This is a genomic window from Pseudomonas sp. WP18, assembly GCF_036689585.1.
GTDB lineage: Bacteria > Pseudomonadota > Gammaproteobacteria > Pseudomonadales > Pseudomonadaceae > Aquipseudomonas > Aquipseudomonas chlororaphis_E.
This window is the reverse complement of record NZ_CP144758.1, coordinates 5875483-5893857: the sequence shown is the minus strand read 5'-3', so window position 1 is coordinate 5893857 and position 18375 is coordinate 5875483. Positions and strand designations below refer to the sequence as shown.

The following is an 18375-nucleotide window of genomic DNA, read 5'->3' as shown; positions in this document are numbered from 1 at the left end:
CGAGCCCTTGTGGCGAGGGGATTTATCCCCGCTGGGGCGCGAAGCGCCCCCAAAATGCAGAGGCTTACATTTTTATTTCTGACTCGCCACATTTGGGGGCTGCTCCGCAGCCCAGCGGGGATAAATCCCCTCGCCACAGGGGGGGCTTTGATCAGCGTTGGACGACCCGCATCCCGCCCGGCTCTTTCGGCAGCACGCGCTTGGCTACCACATAGTGGGTGTCCCAGTACGGCTTGTTCAGGGTGTCGATGGTCACCGACTTGCCACGGCGCGGGGCATGGATGAAGCGGTCGTTGCCCAGGTAGATCGCCACGTGGTTGACCCGGCGGCTCTTGAGCTTGAAGAAGATCAGGTCGCCCGGCTTGAGGTCCTTGCGCTCGACTTTCTCGCCATGCCCGGCAGCCATCGCGTTGGAGGTGCGCGGCAGGTCGAAGGTGGCGTCGTTGAAGGCGTATTTCACCAGTCCGCTGCAATCGAAGCCTTTACTTGGGCTACTGCCGCCCCAACGATAAGGTGTACCGAGTACATTGACGGCGCGGCTCAGCACGTTGCTGCTGGTCTTGCTCGCCATGGGCGGTACCAGCTTGCTGCTGGCGGTGCCTGGGCGTTGTGCACCGGGCTTGTTCTTGCTCGAAGGAGCAGAAACATGGGATTTGGGGGTGTAGCCGTTGATGTTGGGCAGACGTTGCTCACGATTGGTGGCGTGGGCGGCCAGTGGCAATAATAGGCAAATGGTTAGCCATGTCTTGAAAAATGGACGCATTAGGCAGGGCTCATAAAGGTTAGCGCGCAACTTTATAACAGCTTTTTTTGCGATTCCGAGGCCGTTTGTCGATTTGGAACCCCAGGCAAAACCCGTCTAAATGCGACAAATTGGCCCGATTGTCCGAAACAGCCCCGCTAGTACGGGGCTTTCGTCGAATCGGTGCGGCGAAGACCGCTTGTCGGCGAGACACGAAAAAGTCACAAAAAGTCAGAAAAAATTTATCTATCGAGGCGAAGAGACTCTTCATGAACAGCTATCAACCGGGCGCCGTGCACGACACCCACAGCAAAGTCATCGGCTACCTGCTGTGGATTTTCGGTTTCACCGGTGCCCACCGTTTCTATTACGGCAAGCCGGTCACCGGCACGCTCTGGTTCTTCACGTTTGGCCTGTTGGGCATCGGCTGGCTGATCGACCTGTTCCTGATCCCGGCCATGGACCGCGAGGCGGACCTGCGCTTTACCCCCGGCCCCATCGAATACTCCGTGGCGTGGATCCTGCTGACGTTTCTCGGGGTGTTTGGCGTACACCGCATGTACCAGGGCAAATGGCTCAGCGGGATTGTCTATCTGCTGACGGGCGGGGTGTTTTTCCTGGGGGTGCTGTATGACTTCTGGACACTCAATGACCAGGTTTCGATTCGCAATGCGCAGAAGCGGGGGGCGTTTCAGTAAGACCGGGGCGCCTGCATCGCGAGCAAGCTCGCTCCCACACTGGATCGAGGTGTTCACAAATCATGTGTTCACCAAAGATCCAACTGTGGGAGCGAGCTTGCTCGCGATAGGCGCGACGCGGTCTCAGGCCTGGTGAGTGACCCGCCCATCCATCAAGGTGTAACGCACCACCCCCGGCAGGCTGTGGCCCAGGAACGGGCAGTTGTCACCCTTGGAGCGCCAGGCTTCGCCGGCCACGGTGGAAGCGGCGGGGTCGAACAGCACCAGGTCGGCCGCGGCGCCCACGGCCAGTTTCCCGGCCGGCAATTGCAGGGCCTGGGCCGGGCCAGCGCTCAGGCGCGCGAGCAAGGTCGGCAGGTCGAGCAAGCCGTCTTCCACCAGGGTCATCGCCAACGGCAGCAGCAGTTCGACGCTGCTGATGCCGGGCTCGGTGGCGCCGAACGGTGCCAGCTTGGCATCACGCTCATGGGGCTGGTGGTGGCTGGAGATGGCCGAGATCACGCCGCTCTTCACCGCCTCGCGCAAGCCATCGCGGTCGGCGCGCGTGCGCAGCGGCGGCTGGACGTGATAGACGCTGTTGAAATCGATCAGCGCTTCGTCGGTCAGAATCAACTGGTACAGCGCCACGTCGGCGGTGACCGGCAAGCCCCGGGCCTGGGCCTGGGCGATCAACGCCGCGCCACGGGCGCTGGTCAACTGGCTGAAGTGCGCACGCACGCCGCTTTGCTCCACCAGCAGCAGGTCCCGGGCCAGGGCCACGGTCTCGGCGGTTTCCGGGATGCCCGGCAGGCCGAGGAAGCTGGCGGTCGGGCCTTCGTGGGCCAGGCCACCTTCGGCCAGGTCGTGATCCTGGGAATTGAAGATCACCGTCAGGCCAAACGTCGCCGCGTATTCCAGGGCGCGGCACAGGGTGCGGGTGTTGCGGAAACTGTTCAGGCCGTTGCCGAACGCCACGCAGCCGGCGTCGCGCAGGGCGATGAGTTCGGCCAGTTGCTCGCCGTCCAGGCCTTTGCTCAGGGCGCCGATCGGGAAGACCTTGGTATTGCCGGCTTCGCGGGCGCGGTCGAGGATCAGTTCGGCCACAGCCGAGGTGTCCAGCACCGGTTTGGTCTGCGGCGGACAGCACAGGCTGGTCACGCCACCGGCGGCGGCGGCGCGGGTTTCGCTGACGATGCTGCCTTTGCGGCTGTAGCCGGGTTCGCGCAGGGCGACATTCAGGTCCACCAGGCCCGGGGCCGCCACCAGGCCTTGGGCGTCGAGGGTTTGCACGGCGGTGAAACCGGCGGGCGCAGCGCCCAGGGCGACGATCTTGCAGGCGTCGATGTGGATGTCGGTCACTTGATCCAGGCCGCTGGCCGGATCGATCACGCGTGCGCCGAGAATGCTGAGCTTCACTGGGCGTTCTCCTGGTCGAATTGGCGCTGGGCCGTTTGCCCGCTCATGGCCATGGACAGCACGGCCATGCGGATGGCGATGCCGTAGGTCACCTGATTGAGGATCACCGAATGCGGCCCGTCGGCCACCGCCGACTCGATCTCCACCCCGCGGTTGATCGGGCCCGGGTGCATGACGATAGCGTCTGGCTTGGCCCCGGCCAGGCGGGCGGTGGTCAGGCCGTAGAGGCGGTAGAACTCGCCTTCGCTGGGCAGCAGGCCGCCGGTCATGCGTTCACGCTGCAGGCGCAGCATGATCACCACGTCGACATCCTTGAGGCCTTCGGTCATGTCGGTGTAGACCTTCACGCCGTACTGCTCGACGCCGATGGGCAGCAGGGTCTTCGGCGCGATCACGCGAATGTCCGGGCAACCGAGGGTCTTGAGGGCCAGCATGTTCGAGCGGGCCACCCGCGAATGCAGGATGTCGCCGACGATGGCCACCGAGAGGTTCTCGAAGCTGCCTTTGTGCCGGCGGATGGTGAGCATGTCCAGCATGCCCTGGGTCGGGTGGGCGTGGCGGCCGTCGCCGCCGTTGATGATCGCCACCTGTGGGCAGACGTGCTCGGCAATGAAATGCGCCGCGCCGGAATCACCGTGGCGCACGACGAACATATCGGCGGCCATGGCTTCGAGGTTGCGCAGGGTGTCGAGCAGGGTCTCGCCCTTGCTCGCCGAGGACGTCGACACGTTGAGGGTGATCACGTCCGCCGACAGCCGCTGGGCGGCCAGTTCGAAGGTGGTGCGGGTGCGGGTGGAATTTTCGAAGAACACGTTGCACACGGTCTTGCCGCGCAGCAACGGGACTTTCTTCACTGCCCGGGCGCCGACTTCGAGGAACGAGTCGGCGGTGTCGAGGATTTCTGTCAGCAGCTCGCGGCGCAAGCCGTCGAGGGACAGGAAGTGCCGCAGCTGGCCCTGATCGTTGAGCTGCAGCGGGCGCTTGGTTTCGAGAGGCGTCATCGCAATGGACTCTTACAAGGGCAGTTAAAGGGCAAGGTCTTGCAGTTCGAGTTGCAGCGGCGCGGGCCCGGAGAGCTTGACGCGCTCGTGGGCGGCCAGCGCCAGTGTCGCGCCGACCACGTCCGGGCGGATCGGCAGTTCGGCGGCGTCCAGGTCCAGCAGGCACACCAGGGTCACGCTGGCCGGGCGGCCGTAGTCGAACAACTCATTCATGGCCGCGCGGATGGTCCGCCCGCTCATCAGCACGTCGTCGATCAGTACCAGGTGCTGGCCTTCGATCTCGAACGGCAGCGCCGAAGGGCGGACTTGCGGATGCAGGCCGTTCTGGCTGAAGTCGTCGCGGTAGAACGACACATCCAGGGTGCCCAACGGCGATTGGCTGCCCAGTTCATCGAGCAATGCCTGGGCGACCCAGACGCCACCGGTGCGAATACCGATGTAGCGCGGTTCGCGGATGCCGCGTTGTTCCAGGTGTGCCGTGAGACGGATCGCCATCTGGCTGATCAGTTCGGCAGGATTGGGCAGGCTCATGCTGGCTCCTTCAGGTTTCCGGGCCGGTGTGAGGGGCGCGGTTCATCGCTAAAAGAAAGCGCCTTGGCGGCGCTTTATAGAAAATCAGGTTTCGAACAGGGCGGTGTTTGCATCGAGCCACCCTTGCAGCAGCAGGGCGGCGGCAATGGCGTCCACCGGGTTGTCGCGGTAACTGCCTTTCTGCCCGCCACGCTCCAGGCGCTCACCCTTGGCTTCGAACGTGGTCAGGCGTTCGTCGTGGGTATAGAAGGGCAGGTTGAAGCGGCCATTGAGCCGGCGGGCGAACTTTTCCGCACGCACGCACATGTCACTGGGCGTGCCGTCCATGTTCAGCGGCAGGCCGACCACCACGGCGTCGGGTTTCCATTCCTTGATCAGCGCCTCGACCTGGTTCCAGTCCGGGACGCCATTCTGCGCCTTGAGCGTGCACAGTTCGCGGGCCTGGCCGGTAATGACCTGGCCGACTGCCACGCCGATCTGTTTGGTGCCGTAATCGAAGCCCAGCAGCAAGCGCAAGGCCATCAGGCGTGTCCCGCCTGGCTGGTGAGCAGGCTGAGGTTGATCCCCAGCCGGCTGGCAGCCGCTTCCAGGCGCAGTTCACTGCTGGTGTTGAACAGGATGTCGGCGTCGAACGGGCAGGTCAGCCAGGCGTTGTCGGCCAACTCGGCCTCCAGTTGCCCGGCTTCCCAGCCGGCGTAGCCGAGGGCGATCAGGCTTTTTTCCGGGCCGACGCCGTCGGCGATGGCGAACAGCACGTCCTGGGACGTGGACAGCGACACGCCGTTCAGGTCCACCGTGGCCTGGTAGGTCGGCCCCGACGGATGGAGCACGAAACCGCGATCGGTTTGCACCGGGCCGCCGATGAAGATCGGCACGTGCTGGCACAACAATGGCGGCTCTACATCAGGGCGCAGCTGCTCGAGGATGTCCGCCAGGTTCAGCTCCTGCGGGCGATTGATCACCAGCCCCATGGCCCCATTGGCCGTGTGCTCGACGATGTAAGTCAAGGTATGGGCAAAGTTCGGATCGGCCATGTGCGGCATGGCGATCAGGAATTGATGCTTGAGGTAGGTGGGGCTGACGTTTTTCATAGGCGCTAGTGTGGCGGCGCGGGGGCGAACTGACAAGCTGGGGATGCGTTGCAAATGCCCCTATCGGCCTCCCGGCCCCATCAATGTGGGAGCGGGCTTGCTCGCGAAGACGGTGGTCCTGCCGCAAGAAATCTGTCGGATGTACAGGCCGCTTCGCGAGCAAGCCCGCTCCCACAGGCATCAATGATGTGTCAGTTACTGGACAACCGGTCGCCCCGGGAGAATTTCCAGGTGCGGATGATCTCCAGCCGGTCGATGTCCGACAGATCCCCGGTAAACGGGGCGAACGGCGCGGCCAGGCGCACGATCCGCTGGGCCGCCTGGTCCAGCAGTGGCTGGCCGGAGGACTCCAGGACCAACACTTCATACAGCGAGCCGTCGCGGTTGATCGAGACCATCAGCCGCAGGTTGCCGTAGATCTGCTTGCGCCGCGCTTCGTCGGGGTAGTTCAGGTTGCCGATGCGCTCGACCTTCTTGCGCCACTCGTCCTTGTACCAGGCGCCCTTGTCGCGCATGGTCGAGGCCGCGCTCAGGCGGTGAATGCGCGGGCGCTTGGCATAGAGCTGCTGCTCCTGGGCCAGTTCGGCTTCCAGGCTGGCGATGTCGCTGGACAACTGGGAGCTGTCGAATGTCGGGGCGGGGGCCTTGGGCTTGGGGTCGGGCTTGACCTCTTCCTTGACCGGGGCCTTCTTGGGCTTGGGCGCCACGGTGGTCACGGCGGCCTTCGGCGCGGCCTCCTGCACCTCGGGCTTGGTGGCTGGGGGCGGGCTGGTTTTCTGCACCTGATTGTCCTGGAACGGCGCGATCTCGGTGGTCTTGGGAATGGCCTTTTTTTCCAGGGTGCCGCTGCCCTGCTGGTTTTCCTGGGCGAGGAAATCGGCCTTCGCCGGCTTCGTCTCGCTCTTGAAGGTGGCCAGGGTGATTTCCAGGGTCTGGCTGATCTGCTTGGGTTCGACCGTGGCAAACCCGACGCCCAGCAACAGGGCCAGGTGGATCAGCGCCGCCAGGAACAGCGTAAAACCGAGGCGATCGGCCGGGCGCACGCCGCGATGGGCAAGCTCTTGGGGCAGGTCGGACGGGAGGGTCATGACAAGGAAACCAACATCGCGTTTTTTTCAGGCCGGGCATGATAACGCAATGTGGGTTTCCTTCATCAGATCTGGATCAACGAGCCTTGAGCTTCTGATCGATGGCATCCATCAGCAGGCCGCCGATGTCGGTGCCGAAGGCGTTGTCGATCTCGCGGATGCAGGTCGGGCTGGTGACGTTGATTTCCGTCAGGTGCTCACCGATCACGTCCAGGCCCACGAACAGCAGGCCTTTCTCCCGCAGGCTCGGGCCGACCTGGGCGGCGATCCAGCGGTCCTTGTCGGTCAGCGGGCGCGCCTCGCCACGGCCACCGGCGGCCAGGTTGCCGCGGGTTTCGCCGGCCGCTGGAATCCGGGCCAGGCAATAGTCCACCGGTTCGCCGTCGATCATCAGGATGCGCTTGTCGCCGTCGACGATGGCCGGCAGGTAGCCCTGGATCATGATCTGCTGTTTGCCATGCAGGGTCAGGGTTTCCAGGATCACCGACAGGTTCGGGTGGCCGGCGGTGTGGCGGAAGATCGAGGAACCGCCCATGCCGTCCAGGGGTTTGAGGATCACGTCGCCGTGATGCTCGGCAAACTCGCGCAGCACGTCCGGGCGGCGGCTGACGAGGGTCGGCGGCGTGCACTGAGGGAACAGCGTGGCGAACAGCTTTTCGTTGCAGTCGCGCAGGCTCTGGGGTTTGTTGACCACCAGCACGCCAGCGTTCTCGGCCTGCTCCAACAGGTAGGTGGAGTAGACGAACTCCATGTCGAACGGCGGGTCCTTGCGCATCAGGATCACGTCGAGGTCGCTCAGCAGGGCATCGCTTTCGGCGCCCAGCTCGAACCATTTCTCGGGGTTGGCGAAGACTTTCAGCGGTTTCATCCGCGCCCGCGCCTGGCCCTCGGCCTGGTAGAGGTCGCGCTGCTCCATGTAGAACAACTCCCAGCCGCGCTTTTGAGCGGCCAGCAGCATGGCCAGCGAGCTATCCTTCTTATAGGAAATGCTGGCGATAGGGTCCATGACAATGCCGACGCGTACGCTCATGGCTTGGTTCCTCGAAAATATGATGGGCACAAATGGCGTGAAAAAGTGGCGTCAGAGTGGCGCCCCCAAGTTTGGCGGTCAAGGAAAAACCGCCGCGCCGAGCGGCCGATAGATCGGCGATGGAGACTGTGCTAAAAAGGCTGCCATGTGACGCGCGGGCCTTGAACATCAAGGGTTTGCGCCGTCGACCACCCTGGCGCGTTAAAAACCGGTTCGCAGTGGCAATGGCAGAGCAATTTACGCAGCAGCAACCCAGTGCCTTGAAGGTGATGGTCATCGACGACTCGAAGACCATCCGCCGCACCGCTGAAACCTTGCTGCGCAACGTCGGCTGCGAGGTGATCACGGCCATCGACGGCTTCGATGCCCTGGCCAAGATCGCCGATCATCATCCGGGCATCATCTTTGTCGACATCATGATGCCGCGCCTGGACGGCTACCAGACCTGCGCCCTGATCAAGAACAACAGCGCGTTCAAGGCCACGCCGGTGATCATGCTGTCGTCCCGTGACGGCTTGTTCGACAAGGCCAAGGGGCGCATCGTCGGCTCCGATCAGTTTTTGACCAAACCGTTCAGCAAGGAAGAACTGCTGGGTGCGATACAGGCCCATGTCCCGGGCTTTGCCGCTGTCCAGCCGCACCAGGCACATTAATGACACTCGGCCAACGGGCCTGGGGTCGACAAAAATGGGGAACACCATGGCACGTATTCTGATCGTCGATGATTCGCCGACCGAAATGTACAAATTGACCGGTATGCTGGAAAAGCACGGCCACCAGGTCCTGAAGGCCGAAAACGGCGCCGATGGCGTGGCCCTGGCACGCCAGGAAAAACCCGACGCCGTGCTGATGGACATCGTCATGCCCGGCCTCAACGGTTTCCAGGCCACCCGCCAGTTGACCAAGGATCCTGACACCGGGCACATCCCGGTGATCATCATCACCACCAAGGACCAGGACACCGACAAGGTCTGGGGCACGCGCCAGGGCGCGAAGGACTACCTGACCAAACCGGTGGACGAAGAAACCCTGATCGCGACCCTGAACAAAGTGCTGGCGGATTGACGACGCGGCCATGAGCCAGAACCTGACGGCATTCGAACTGCTGCTGCAGATCGACCGGCGCTGCCGGCTGCTGGGGGCCGACCTGCCTTCCCAGCCGACCCACCGCGACAGTTGGAGCGGCATCGGGTTTCGCCTGGGCGAGCATTGGTACGTGGCCCCCATGGGGGAGGTCAGTGAAGTGCTGCATGAACCGCGTTGCACACAGTTGCCCGGGGTCAAGCCCTGGGTGCGCGGTGTGGCTAACCTGCGCGGGCGGCTGCTGCCATTGATGGACCTGTGCGGGTTCTTCGGCCATGAACTGTCGCCCGTGCGCAAGCAGCGGCGCGTGCTGGTGGTGGATCACGACGAAGTGTTCACCGGCTTGCTGGTGGATGAGGTCCTCGGGTTGCAGCATTTTCCCCAAGGCAGCCTGGAGCCGACGCTGGTGGACGAGCTCGACGGCCCGGAGTCGGTGTTCGTCAAAGGGCAGTTTCCCGGCGAGCCGCCGTGGCAGGTGTTCAGCCCGTTTGCGTTGACGCGCTCGCCAGGGTTCATGGATGTAGCGATTTGACGGGATACAGCGCCGGTCCCTTGTGGGAGCGAGCTTGCTCGCGATTGCGGTGGGTCAGCTAAATCAAGGCTGGCTGATCCGATGCTATCGCGAGCAAGCTCGCTCCCACATGGGGTACCACGGTGAGTGAGTTGGATGATGCAGTACAGGCGAGAACCGATGATCAAAGCAAAAGCAGGCAAGCCACTGGAAGCGTCGCGCAGTCGTTCGCAGATCATCGTGCTGTTCGTCGCGCTGATTGTCTTCATCATGTTGCTGTTCGCCAACTTCGCCTACCTCAACACCCAGTCCACCTACGACAAGCAGTACATCGGTCACGCCGGTGAGTTGCGGGTGCTGTCCCAGCGCATTGCCAAGAACGCCACCGAGGCCGCTGCCGGCAAGCCGGCCGCGTTCAAGTTGCTGAGCGATGCGCGCAATGACTTTGCCCAGCGCTGGGGCTACCTGAAACAGGGGGACCCGGTGACCGGGCTGCCGCCCGCTCCCGCCGCCCTGCGCCCGCAGATGCGCGCCGTGCAGCTGGACTGGGAACGCCTGCTGAAAAACGCCGACGCCATTCTGTCCAGCGAGCAGACGGTCCTGTCGTTGCATCAAGTGGCGGCGACGTTGGCCGAGACCGTGCCGCAACTGCAGGTCGAGTACGAGAAAGTCGTCGAGATCCTGCTGCAACGCGGTGCGCCTGCGGCCCAGGTGGCCATGGCCCAGCGCCAGTCGCTGCTGGCCGAGCGGATTCTCGGCGCGGTCAACACCGTGCTGGCGGGGGATGAAAACGCCAGCCAGGCCGCCGACACCTTCGGCCGCGACGCCGCGCGTTTCGGCCAGGTACTCAACGGCATGTTGCAGGGTGACCTGGCCTTGAAGATTTCCCAGGTCCAGGACCGCGATGCCCGGGCCCGCTTGAGCGAAATCAGCGAACTGTTCGAGTTCGTCTCGGGTTCGGTGGATGAAATCCTCGAAACGTCGCCGGAGCTGTTCAAGGTCCGTGAGTCGGCCGGCAATATCTTCAGCCTGTCGCAAACCCTGCTCGACGAAGCGTCGCACCTGGCCACGGCGTTCGAGAACCTGGCCGGCGGGCGCGCGGCCAACGCCATCGGCGGGTATGTGCTGGGCCTGCTGGCGCTGACGTCGATCATCCTGATCGGCCTGGTAATGGTTCGGGAAACCAACCGCCAATTGCGCGAGACCGCGGAAAAGAACGAGCGCAACCAGAACGCGATCATGCGTCTGCTGGACGAGATCGAAGACCTGGCCGACGGCGACCTGACGGTGACCGCCTCGGTGACCGAGGACTTCACCGGCACCATCGCCGACTCCATCAACTATTCGGTGGATCAACTGCGCGACCTGGTGGCGACCATCAACCTCACCGCCGGCCAGGTCGCCGCCGCCGTGCAGGAAACCCAGGCCACGGCGATGCACCTGGCCCAGGCGTCCGAGCACCAGGCCCAGCAGATCTCCGAGGCGTCGACTTCCATCAATGAGATGGCCCAGTCCATCGACCAGGTTTCGGCCAACGCCGCCGAGTCGTCGGCGGTGGCCGAGCGCTCGGTGGAAATCGCCAACAAGGGCAACGAGGTGGTGCACAACACCATCCACGGCATGGACAACATTCGCGAACAGATTCAGGACACCGCCAAGCGCATCAAGCGCCTGGGCGAATCGTCCCAAGAGATTGGCGACATTGTCAGCCTGATCGACGACATCGCCGACCAGACCAACATCCTGGCCCTCAACGCCGCCATCCAGGCCTCCATGGCCGGCGACGCCGGGCGCGGCTTCGCGGTGGTGGCCGATGAAGTGCAGCGCCTGGCGGAGCGTTCGTCGGCGGCGACCCGGCAGATCGAGACACTGGTGCGAGCGATCCAGGCCGACACCAATGAAGCGGTGATCTCCATGGAGCAGACCACCACCGAAGTGGTGCGCGGGGCCCGGTTGGCCCAGGATGCCGGCGTCGCGCTGGAGGAGATCGAAGGCGTGTCCAAGACCCTGGCGGCGCTGATCCAGAGCATTTCCAACGCGGCGCAGCAACAGACCACGTCGGCGGGGCAGATTTCCCTGACCATGAACGTGATCCAGCAGATCACCACGCAAACCTCGTCGGGCTCCACCGCCACCGCCGAGAGCATCGGCAACCTGGCGAAAATGGCCAGCCAACTGCGGCGGTCGGTGTCCGGGTTCACCTTGCCGGCGGCTGCGGGTGAGGACAAGGGGTGACCAGCGGGATTCGTCTGATGATGAGGCGCTTTTGTGGCGAGGGGATTTATCCCCGCTGGGGCGCGAAGCGGCCCCATTCAAACTGTCTGACGAGCTGACATCTTGCTGCCGGGTTTTTGGGGGCTGCTGCGCAGCCCAGCGGGGATAAATCCCCTCGCCACAGGGTTGATTCGTACCCTTGGCATGTCACTGTTGATTTGGAGTGGTTATGGCTGATCGGCGCGACTATGTGGCCCTGGAGTGGGTCAAGGGCGAGATTGCCGAAACGCTGAAGCAGGCCCACCAGGCCCTCAATCGCCTGGTGGACGACCCGCAGGCGTTGGATGCCCTCGCGCAGTGCCTGGCCGGTATCCATCAGGTGCACGGTGGCTTGCAGATGGTCGAATTCTACGGCGCCGCGCTGCTGGCCGAAGAGATGGAACAGTTGTGCCTGGCCCTGAAGGACAACCGCATCAGCCATCGCGAAGAGGCCATCAGCCTGTTGAGCCAGGCCCTGGGCCAGTTGCCGATCTACCTGGACCGTGTCCAGGGCGCTCGCCGCGATTTACCGCTGGTGGTGCTGCCGTTGATCAACGACTTGCGCAGCGCCCGGGGCGAAAGCCTGTTGTCGGAGACCAGCCTGTTCAGCCCCGAGCTGCCGCAACTGCCGCCGCTGAGCGACGAAGCGTTGCGGCGACTCGAACCGCCGGACCTGCCGAACACCCTGCGCAAGCTGCGCCAGACCCTGCAAATGGCTCTCGTCGGGCTGTTGCGCGAACAAGACGATGCCACCCACCTCGGCTACCTGGCCAAGGTCTTCCATCGCCTGGAAGGGCTGTGCGCCGGGGCGCCGCTCAATGCCTTGTGGCAGGTGGCCTCGGCGCTGGTCGAAGGCATGCGCGAGGGGCGCATCGCCAACAGCCCGGCGTTGCGCAGCCTGTTCAAGGAAGCCGACAAGGAACTCAGGCGCTTGCTCGAACACGGCATGGGTGGCATCAATCAACCGGCACCGGCCCACCTGCTCAAGAGCTTGTTGTTCTATATTGCCAAGGCCGAACACCCCAGCGGGCAGATGCAGATCATGAAAGAACGCTACTCACTGGACGACGCGCTGCCCGACAGCGCCATGGTCGACGAAGAACGCGCGCGCCTCGCCGGGCCCGACCGCGATGCCTTGCGCTCGGTGCTTGCCGCGCTCTGTGAAGAACTGGTGCGGGTCAAGGAGCGCCTCGACCTGTTCGTGCGCAGCGATCGCCAGCACGCCTCGGAACTGGACAGTCTGCTGGCGCCGCTGCGACAGATCGCCGATACCCTGGCGGTGCTGGGCTTCGGCCAGCCGCGCAAGGTCATCATCGATCAACTGGCGGTGGTGCTGAGCCTCGCCCAGGGCCAGCGCGAGCCTGATGACGCGACCCTGATGGACGTCGCCGGTGCCTTGCTCTACGTCGAAGCCACCCTGGCCGGCATGGTCGGCACCGTCGAGCCGCAGAGCCGCGAAGACACGCACCTGCCCACCACCGATCTGACTCAGATCCACCAGATTGTCATCAAGGAGGCGCACACCTGCCTGCAACAGGCCAAGGACATGATCGTCGACTACATCGACGCCGACTGGAACCGCGAGCAGTTGCAGCCCTTGCCAGCCCTGCTGACCCAGGTGCGCGGTGCGCTGGCGATGATCCCCCTGAGCCGCGCGGCCGGCCTGGTGGAGGCGTGCAACGGGTTCATCCGCGAACACCTGTTGTTCGATCAGGCCCAGCCGGGCTGGGAAGCCCTCGACCATCTGGCCGATGTGATCAGCGGCCTCGAATACTACCTGGAGCGCTTGAGCGAAGACCCACAGACCCCCGGCGAGTCTTTGCTCGACGGGGTCGAGCGGAGCCTGGCCGCGCTCGGCTATTTCCCGGACGAAGCGCGGGTGCCGTTGCTGGAGGATGTGCTGGGGCCCAACGAAGCCCAGCTGATGCAGGACTTGCAAGAACTGGACGACCCGCTGACGGTGCAATCGCTGGCGCAAGTGCTGGCCAGCCCGGTCTCGACGGTCAACCCGCCGGCCCGCAGCACACCGGGCAGCCTGCTGCCGCCGCCGCGGGACGAACATCCGGTGGACGATGAATTGCGCGAGGTCTTTCTCGAGGAGACCGATGAGGTGCTGGACGTCCTGCGCGAATACCTGCCGCGCTGGAACGCCCACCCCGATGACCAGAGTGCCCTGAGTGAATTGCGCCGGGCCTTCCACACCCTCAAGGGCAGCGGCCGGATGGTGCGGGCGCTGGTGCTGGGGGAACTGGCCTGGGCGGTGGAAAACCTGCTCAACCGGGTGCTGGAGCGCAGTGTCGAGCCGACGGCTTCGGTGCGCCAACTGATCGAGGACACCGTGCAGTTGCTGCCGGCCCTGGTGACCGAGTTCGCCGCCCACCAGCAACGGCAGCGCGATGACGTCGATCGCCTGGCCGCCCGCGCCCATGCCCTCGCCAAGGGCGATGACGAGGCCGATGAAGATGTGCAGGACGTGGCCGCCCTCGACCCGTTGCTGCTGAAGATCTTCGACAATGAAGCCCAGGGCCACCTCGCCAGCCTCAATCGGTTTCTCGACCAGGCCACCGACCACTTGCCGTTGCAGGCCAGCGATGAACTGCAACGGGCCTTGCACACCCTCAAGGGCAGTGCCTCCATGGCCGGCGTGCTGCCGATTGCCGAGCTGACTGGCGCACTGGATGAACTGGCCCGGGAATACAAGGCCCACCTGATTGCCCTCGACCTGGATGAGGTCGAGCTGTTGCTGGAGGCCGAAGGGTTGCTGCGCCGCAGCCTGCGCCAGTTGCACAGCGAGCCGCTGGCACCGATTCCCGGTGCCGAGGACCTGATCCAGCGAGCCCAGTCGTTGTTGGCCGAACGCCTGCAAACAGCCCTCGACGCCCCGGACAAGGGACCGCGTGCCAAGCGCGATCCCCAACTGATCAACAACTTCCTCGCCCAGGGCATGGACATCCTGCTCGACGCCGAAAGCCTGCTGCAGCGCTGGCAGCAGCATCCGGGCGAAGGCCAGGAACTGAGTGCGTTGCTGGATGAGCTGACCACCCTCGGCGAAGGCGCACACCTGGCCGACCTGCACCCGGTCGATGAGCTTTGCGAAGCGTTGCTCGACCTCTACGGCGCGGTGGAAGAGAGCAGCCTGGTGGTCAGCGACATGTTTTTCCAGGAAGCCCAGCGCGCCCATGAGGCGCTGATCGACATGCTCGATGAACTGGCGGCCGGGCAGTCGGTGCATCCACAACCCGAACGGGTCCAGGCCTTGCGCAGGTTGCTGGAAGACGGCCTCGACCCGGCGGCCACCGGCCTGATCCGCAGCGACGGCAGTCGGACCCTGAGCATCCACGAACTGGGTCAGGCCACCGCCGAGCTGGAACGCGACGCCCCCACCGACGCGGCGGTGGACGACGACATCGCGGCGATCTTCCTCGAGGAAGCCCAGGACATTCTCGAGAGCGCCGCCCAGGCCTTGCAGCGCTGGTTGGCCGACCCGGACAACGGTGCGCCGCTGTCTTCGTTGCAACGGGACCTGCACACCCTCAAGGGCGGGGCACGGATGGCCGATATCCGGCCGGTAAGCGACCTGGCCCAGGAACTGGAAAACCTCTACGAAGGCCTGGTGGACCGTCGCTACAGCCACAGCGAGGCACTGGAGCAACTGCTCGAACGCAGCCACGAACGCCTCGACCTGCTGCTTGGGCAATTGCAACAGGGCCAGCCGCTGGGCGATCCCGTTGCGCTGATCGATGCCATCCGCCGCTTCCGCCAGGACAAGCCGAACGCCATCGACACCGCCGGGGCAGGCCAGGGTGATGCAGCCGGCCAGGACCCTGAGTTGCTGGAGATCTTCCTCGAAGAAGGCTTCGACATTCTCGACAGCTCCGGCGCGGCGTTGCTGCGCTGGCAGGCCGAGCCGTCGAATCGCCAGGCCGTGGAAACCCTGTTGCGGGACCTGCACACCCTCAAGGGCGGCGCGCGGATGGTGGAGATCGTGCCCATCGGCGACCTGGCCCATGAGTTGGAGAACCTTTACGAAGGCTTGTCGGCCGGTCTGCTCCAGCCCAGTCCGAGCCTGTTCACCCTGCTGCAAAGCAGTCACGACCGACTGGCGCAGATGCTCGATGCCGTACGCGCCGGGCATCCGTGCCCGCCGGGCGACCGGCTGATCGCACAGATCCAGGCGGTGAGTCACGCGCAGGACGCTCCGGCAAGTCAGGCGACGCCCGTGGCACAGCCGCTTCCGGCGCCGGTCGCGGCCCCGGTCGCTGCCGCCACGCCGGCACCCGCCAGGCCCGAGCCGAGCGCACCCAGCGACGGTGCGGACATGGTCAAGGTCTCCGCCGAACTGCTCGACGACCTGGTCAACCTGGCCGGTGAAGCGTCGATCTTCCGGGGCCGCATCGAACAGCAAGTCAACGACGCCCGGGTGGCGTTGAGCGAAATGGAAACCACCATCGAGCGCATGCGTGATCAATTGCGCCGGCTGGACACCGAGACCCAGGGGCGGATTCTCAGTCGCCAGCAGGTCGAGGCCGAGCGCCTGGGCTACGAGGAGTTCGACCCGCTGGAAATGGATCGGCATTCCCAATTGCAGCAATTGTCCCGGGCGTTGTTCGAATCCGCCTCGGATCTGCTCGACCTCAAGGAAACCCTCGACCGCGGCAATCACGACGCCGAAAGCCTGTTGCAACAGCAAGGACGGATCAACACCGAGCTCCAGGAAAGCCTGATGCGCACGCGCATGGTGCCCTTCGAGCGCATGTTGCCGCGCCTCAAGCGCATCGTCCGGCAAGTGGCTCAGGAACTGGGCAAGGAGGTCGAGTTCGTGGTCGACAATGCCGAGGGCGAAATGGACCGCAACGTGCTGGAGCGCATGGCCGCGCCCCTGGAGCACATGCTGCGCAACGCCGTCGACCACGGCCTGGAACCGGCCGACGTGCGTCTCGCCGCCGGCAAGCCGACCCGCGGACGCATCAGCCTCGACTTGTCGCGGGAGGGCGGCGACATCATTTTCGACATCCGCGACGACGGTGCCGGCGTGCCGTTGGAGGCGGTGCGGCGCAAGGCGATCAAGCGCGGCCTGCTGGCTCCCGACAGCGACATCAGTGACCGCGACGTGTTGCAGTTCATCCTGCAGCCGGGGTTTTCCACCGCCGAGAAGATCACCCAGATCTCCGGGCGCGGCGTCGGCATGGACGTGGTCCACGAAGAGGTGCGGCAACTGGGCGGTAGCATGATCATCGACTCGACGCCGGGGCAGGGGGTGCATTTCCGTATCCGCCTGCCGTTCACCCTGGCGATCAACCGGGCGTTGATGGTGCAGTGTCACGAAGACCAATACGCGATCCCGCTCAATACCATCGAAAGCATCGTGCGGGTCTTGCCTGCCGAGCTGGATGGCTATTACCAGCTCGATCCGCCGACCTATACCTACGCCGGGCAGCGCTACGAACTGTGCTACCTGGGCGAGCTGCTCAAGACCACGGCGCGGCCGAAACTGCTGGGCCAGAGCCAACCGTTGCCGCTGCTGCTGATGCAGTGCAACGAGCGCCATATCGCGGTGCAGGTGGACACCACCGCCGGCACCCGCGAGATCGTGGTCAAGAGCCTTGGCGCGCAGTTTGCGGCGGTGCAGGGTGTGTCCGGGGCGACGATCCTGGGGGATGGCCGGGTGGTGTTGATCCTCGACCTGCTGGCGCCGATCCGCGCCTTGCCTCACCAGGTGCCACGCCGACCGCTGCCGACCGAAAGCGAGGGCGAGCCGCAACGGCCGCTGCTGGTGCTGGTGGTGGACGACTCGGTGACGGTGCGTAAGGTCACCAGCCGCCTGCTGGAGCGCCATGGCATGCATGTCCTGACCGCCAAGGATGGGGTGGACGCGATGGCGCTGCTGGCCGAGCATTCGCCGGACCTGATGCTGCTGGACATCGAGATGCCGCGCATGGATGGCTTCGAAGTGGCCACCCTGGTGCGCAACGACCCGCGCCTGGCACATTTGCCGATCATCATGATCACCTCGCGCACCGGCCAGAAACACCGCGACCGCGCCATGGCGATCGGCGTCAACGACTACCTGGGCAAGCCGTACCAGGAATCGGTGCTGCTCGACAGCATCGCGCACTGGAGCAAGCCCCATGCATGACCTGCACCCCCACCAGCGCACCAGCCACCTCACCGGGTTGCTGTTGCCCCTGGCGGACCGCCACCTGATCCTGCCCAACGTCGCGGTGGCCGAGTTGATCGACTACCAGGGCAGCACGTTCGATCTGGACACGCCGCCGTGGTTCCTGGGCTGGGCCAGCTGGCGCGAACGGCAGATCCCGCTGCTGAGCTTCGAATCGGCGTGCGGCCAGAAAACCGTGATCGGCGAGCGAGTGCGCATCGTCGTGCTCAACGCCCTGGGCGGCCGCCCGGAGCTGCGCTTCATGGCACTGTTGGTGCAAGGCATCCCCCGTTCCTGCAAGCTCGACGCTCAACTGAGCTACGTCGATGTACCGCTGTGCGGGCTGGAACAGGCGGCGGTGCAAGTGGGCGAGCACGTGGCAAAAGTACCGGACCTGCTGGCATTGGAAGAACTGGTCATCGCCGCCGGCCTGGTCAAAGCCTGAGCCAGTCCCTCATCCTGTGGGAGCGAGCTTGCTCGCGAAAGCGGCGTGTCGGTCACCGATGATGCTGACCGTGCCGCCGCCTTCGCGGGCAAGCCCGCTCCCACAAAGTCCGGCGCTGAGTCTCAATTTCAAGCAGCCCGCCATCCCTCGCTGTGGGAGCGAGCTTGCTCGCGAAAGCGATATGTCAGTCACCGATAATGTTGACCGTGCCGCCGTCTTCGCGAGCAAGCTCGCTCCCACGAGGGCTGGCGCCGTGTCTCAAACCGCCTTTCACAAGGGTTGTGCTCGATCATTACGCCAAGCGTAACGATCCTCCATCGAGCTTGATTGATGCCGTCACACCATCGCTC

15 protein-coding genes are annotated in these 18375 nt (G+C 64.6%); 7 read left to right on the top strand and 8 right to left on the bottom strand.

The annotated features are described in order from the left end of the window. Positions 1-151: 151 nt before the first annotated feature. The gene (locus V5F23_RS26275; RefSeq protein ID WP_042731351.1) at positions 152-763 is read right to left on the bottom strand and encodes a C40 family peptidase; all 612 of its coding nucleotides are present in this window, start codon (positions 761-763) and stop codon (positions 152-154) included. 248 nt (positions 764-1011) lie between these two features. Here V5F23_RS26275 and V5F23_RS26270 point away from each other — a divergent pair, with 248 nt between their 5' ends. Then, positions 1012-1440, top strand: coding sequence for a TM2 domain-containing protein (locus V5F23_RS26270; RefSeq protein WP_042731350.1), 429 nt, complete (start codon positions 1012-1014; stop codon positions 1438-1440). Between the two features lie 123 nt (positions 1441-1563). Here the strand turns inward: V5F23_RS26270 and V5F23_RS26265 are convergent, their stop codons facing one another. The 7 genes from V5F23_RS26265 to gshB all read right to left on the bottom strand — a co-directional run bounded on the left by V5F23_RS26265 (position 1564) and on the right by gshB (position 7576). Continuing rightward, a complete protein-coding gene (locus tag V5F23_RS26265) occupies positions 1564-2835 on the bottom strand; it encodes a dihydroorotase (protein ID WP_042731349.1) in 1272 nt (423 codons plus the stop codon). Then, the gene (locus V5F23_RS26260; protein WP_042731348.1) at positions 2832-3836 is read right to left on the bottom strand and encodes an aspartate carbamoyltransferase catalytic subunit; all 1005 of its coding nucleotides are present in this window, start codon (positions 3834-3836) and stop codon (positions 2832-2834) included. The genes V5F23_RS26265 and V5F23_RS26260 overlap by 4 nt, the downstream gene beginning before the upstream one ends. A gap of 24 nt (positions 3837-3860) precedes the next feature. Further along, entirely contained in the window at positions 3861-4367 is a 507-nt protein-coding gene (gene pyrR, locus V5F23_RS26255) for a bifunctional pyr operon transcriptional regulator/uracil phosphoribosyltransferase PyrR (protein WP_042731347.1), read from the bottom strand. 84 nt (positions 4368-4451) lie between these two features. Next, on the bottom strand, positions 4452-4889 hold the full coding sequence (gene ruvX, locus V5F23_RS26250) for a Holliday junction resolvase RuvX (protein WP_042731346.1): 438 nt from the start codon (positions 4887-4889) through the stop codon (positions 4452-4454). Then, entirely contained in the window at positions 4889-5458 is a 570-nt protein-coding gene (locus V5F23_RS26245; protein ID WP_042731345.1) for a YqgE/AlgH family protein, read from the bottom strand. Before V5F23_RS26245 ends, ruvX begins: the two co-directional genes overlap by 1 nt. Positions 5459-5649: 191 nt before the next feature. Next, positions 5650-6546 (bottom strand): energy transducer TonB, encoded by an 897-nt coding sequence (locus V5F23_RS26240; protein ID WP_212803125.1) that lies wholly within the window; start codon positions 6544-6546, stop codon positions 5650-5652. 76 nt (positions 6547-6622) lie between these two features. Then, complete coding sequence (gshB, locus tag V5F23_RS26235; RefSeq protein WP_212803124.1) at positions 6623-7576, bottom strand: glutathione synthase; 954 nt, start codon at positions 7574-7576, stop codon at positions 6623-6625. 224 nt (positions 7577-7800) lie between these two features. On the opposite strand from gshB, the gene V5F23_RS26230 reads away from it, so the two are divergent. The 6 genes from V5F23_RS26230 to V5F23_RS26205 all read left to right on the top strand — a co-directional run bounded on the left by V5F23_RS26230 (position 7801) and on the right by V5F23_RS26205 (position 18025). Further along, on the top strand, positions 7801-8229 hold the full coding sequence (locus V5F23_RS26230; RefSeq protein WP_042731343.1) for a response regulator: 429 nt from the start codon (positions 7801-7803) through the stop codon (positions 8227-8229). Positions 8230-8275: 46 nt separating this feature from the next. Next, complete coding sequence (gene pilH, locus V5F23_RS26225; protein ID WP_042731352.1) at positions 8276-8641, top strand: twitching motility response regulator PilH; 366 nt, start codon at positions 8276-8278, stop codon at positions 8639-8641. 10 nt (positions 8642-8651) lie between these two features. Then, the gene (locus V5F23_RS26220; RefSeq protein ID WP_042731342.1) at positions 8652-9191 is read left to right on the top strand and encodes a chemotaxis protein CheW; all 540 of its coding nucleotides are present in this window, start codon (positions 8652-8654) and stop codon (positions 9189-9191) included. Positions 9192-9350: 159 nt separating this feature from the next. Continuing rightward, complete coding sequence (locus tag V5F23_RS26215; RefSeq protein ID WP_212803123.1) at positions 9351-11405, top strand: methyl-accepting chemotaxis protein; 2055 nt, start codon at positions 9351-9353, stop codon at positions 11403-11405. Positions 11406-11613: 208 nt separating this feature from the next. Next, positions 11614-17559 (top strand): Hpt domain-containing protein, encoded by a 5946-nt coding sequence (locus tag V5F23_RS26210; RefSeq protein WP_338497001.1) that lies wholly within the window; start codon positions 11614-11616, stop codon positions 17557-17559. After that, on the top strand, positions 17552-18025 hold the full coding sequence (locus tag V5F23_RS26205) for a chemotaxis protein CheW (RefSeq protein WP_042731365.1): 474 nt from the start codon (positions 17552-17554) through the stop codon (positions 18023-18025). The genes V5F23_RS26210 and V5F23_RS26205 overlap by 8 nt, the downstream gene beginning before the upstream one ends. Positions 18026-18375: the final 350 nt, after the last annotated feature.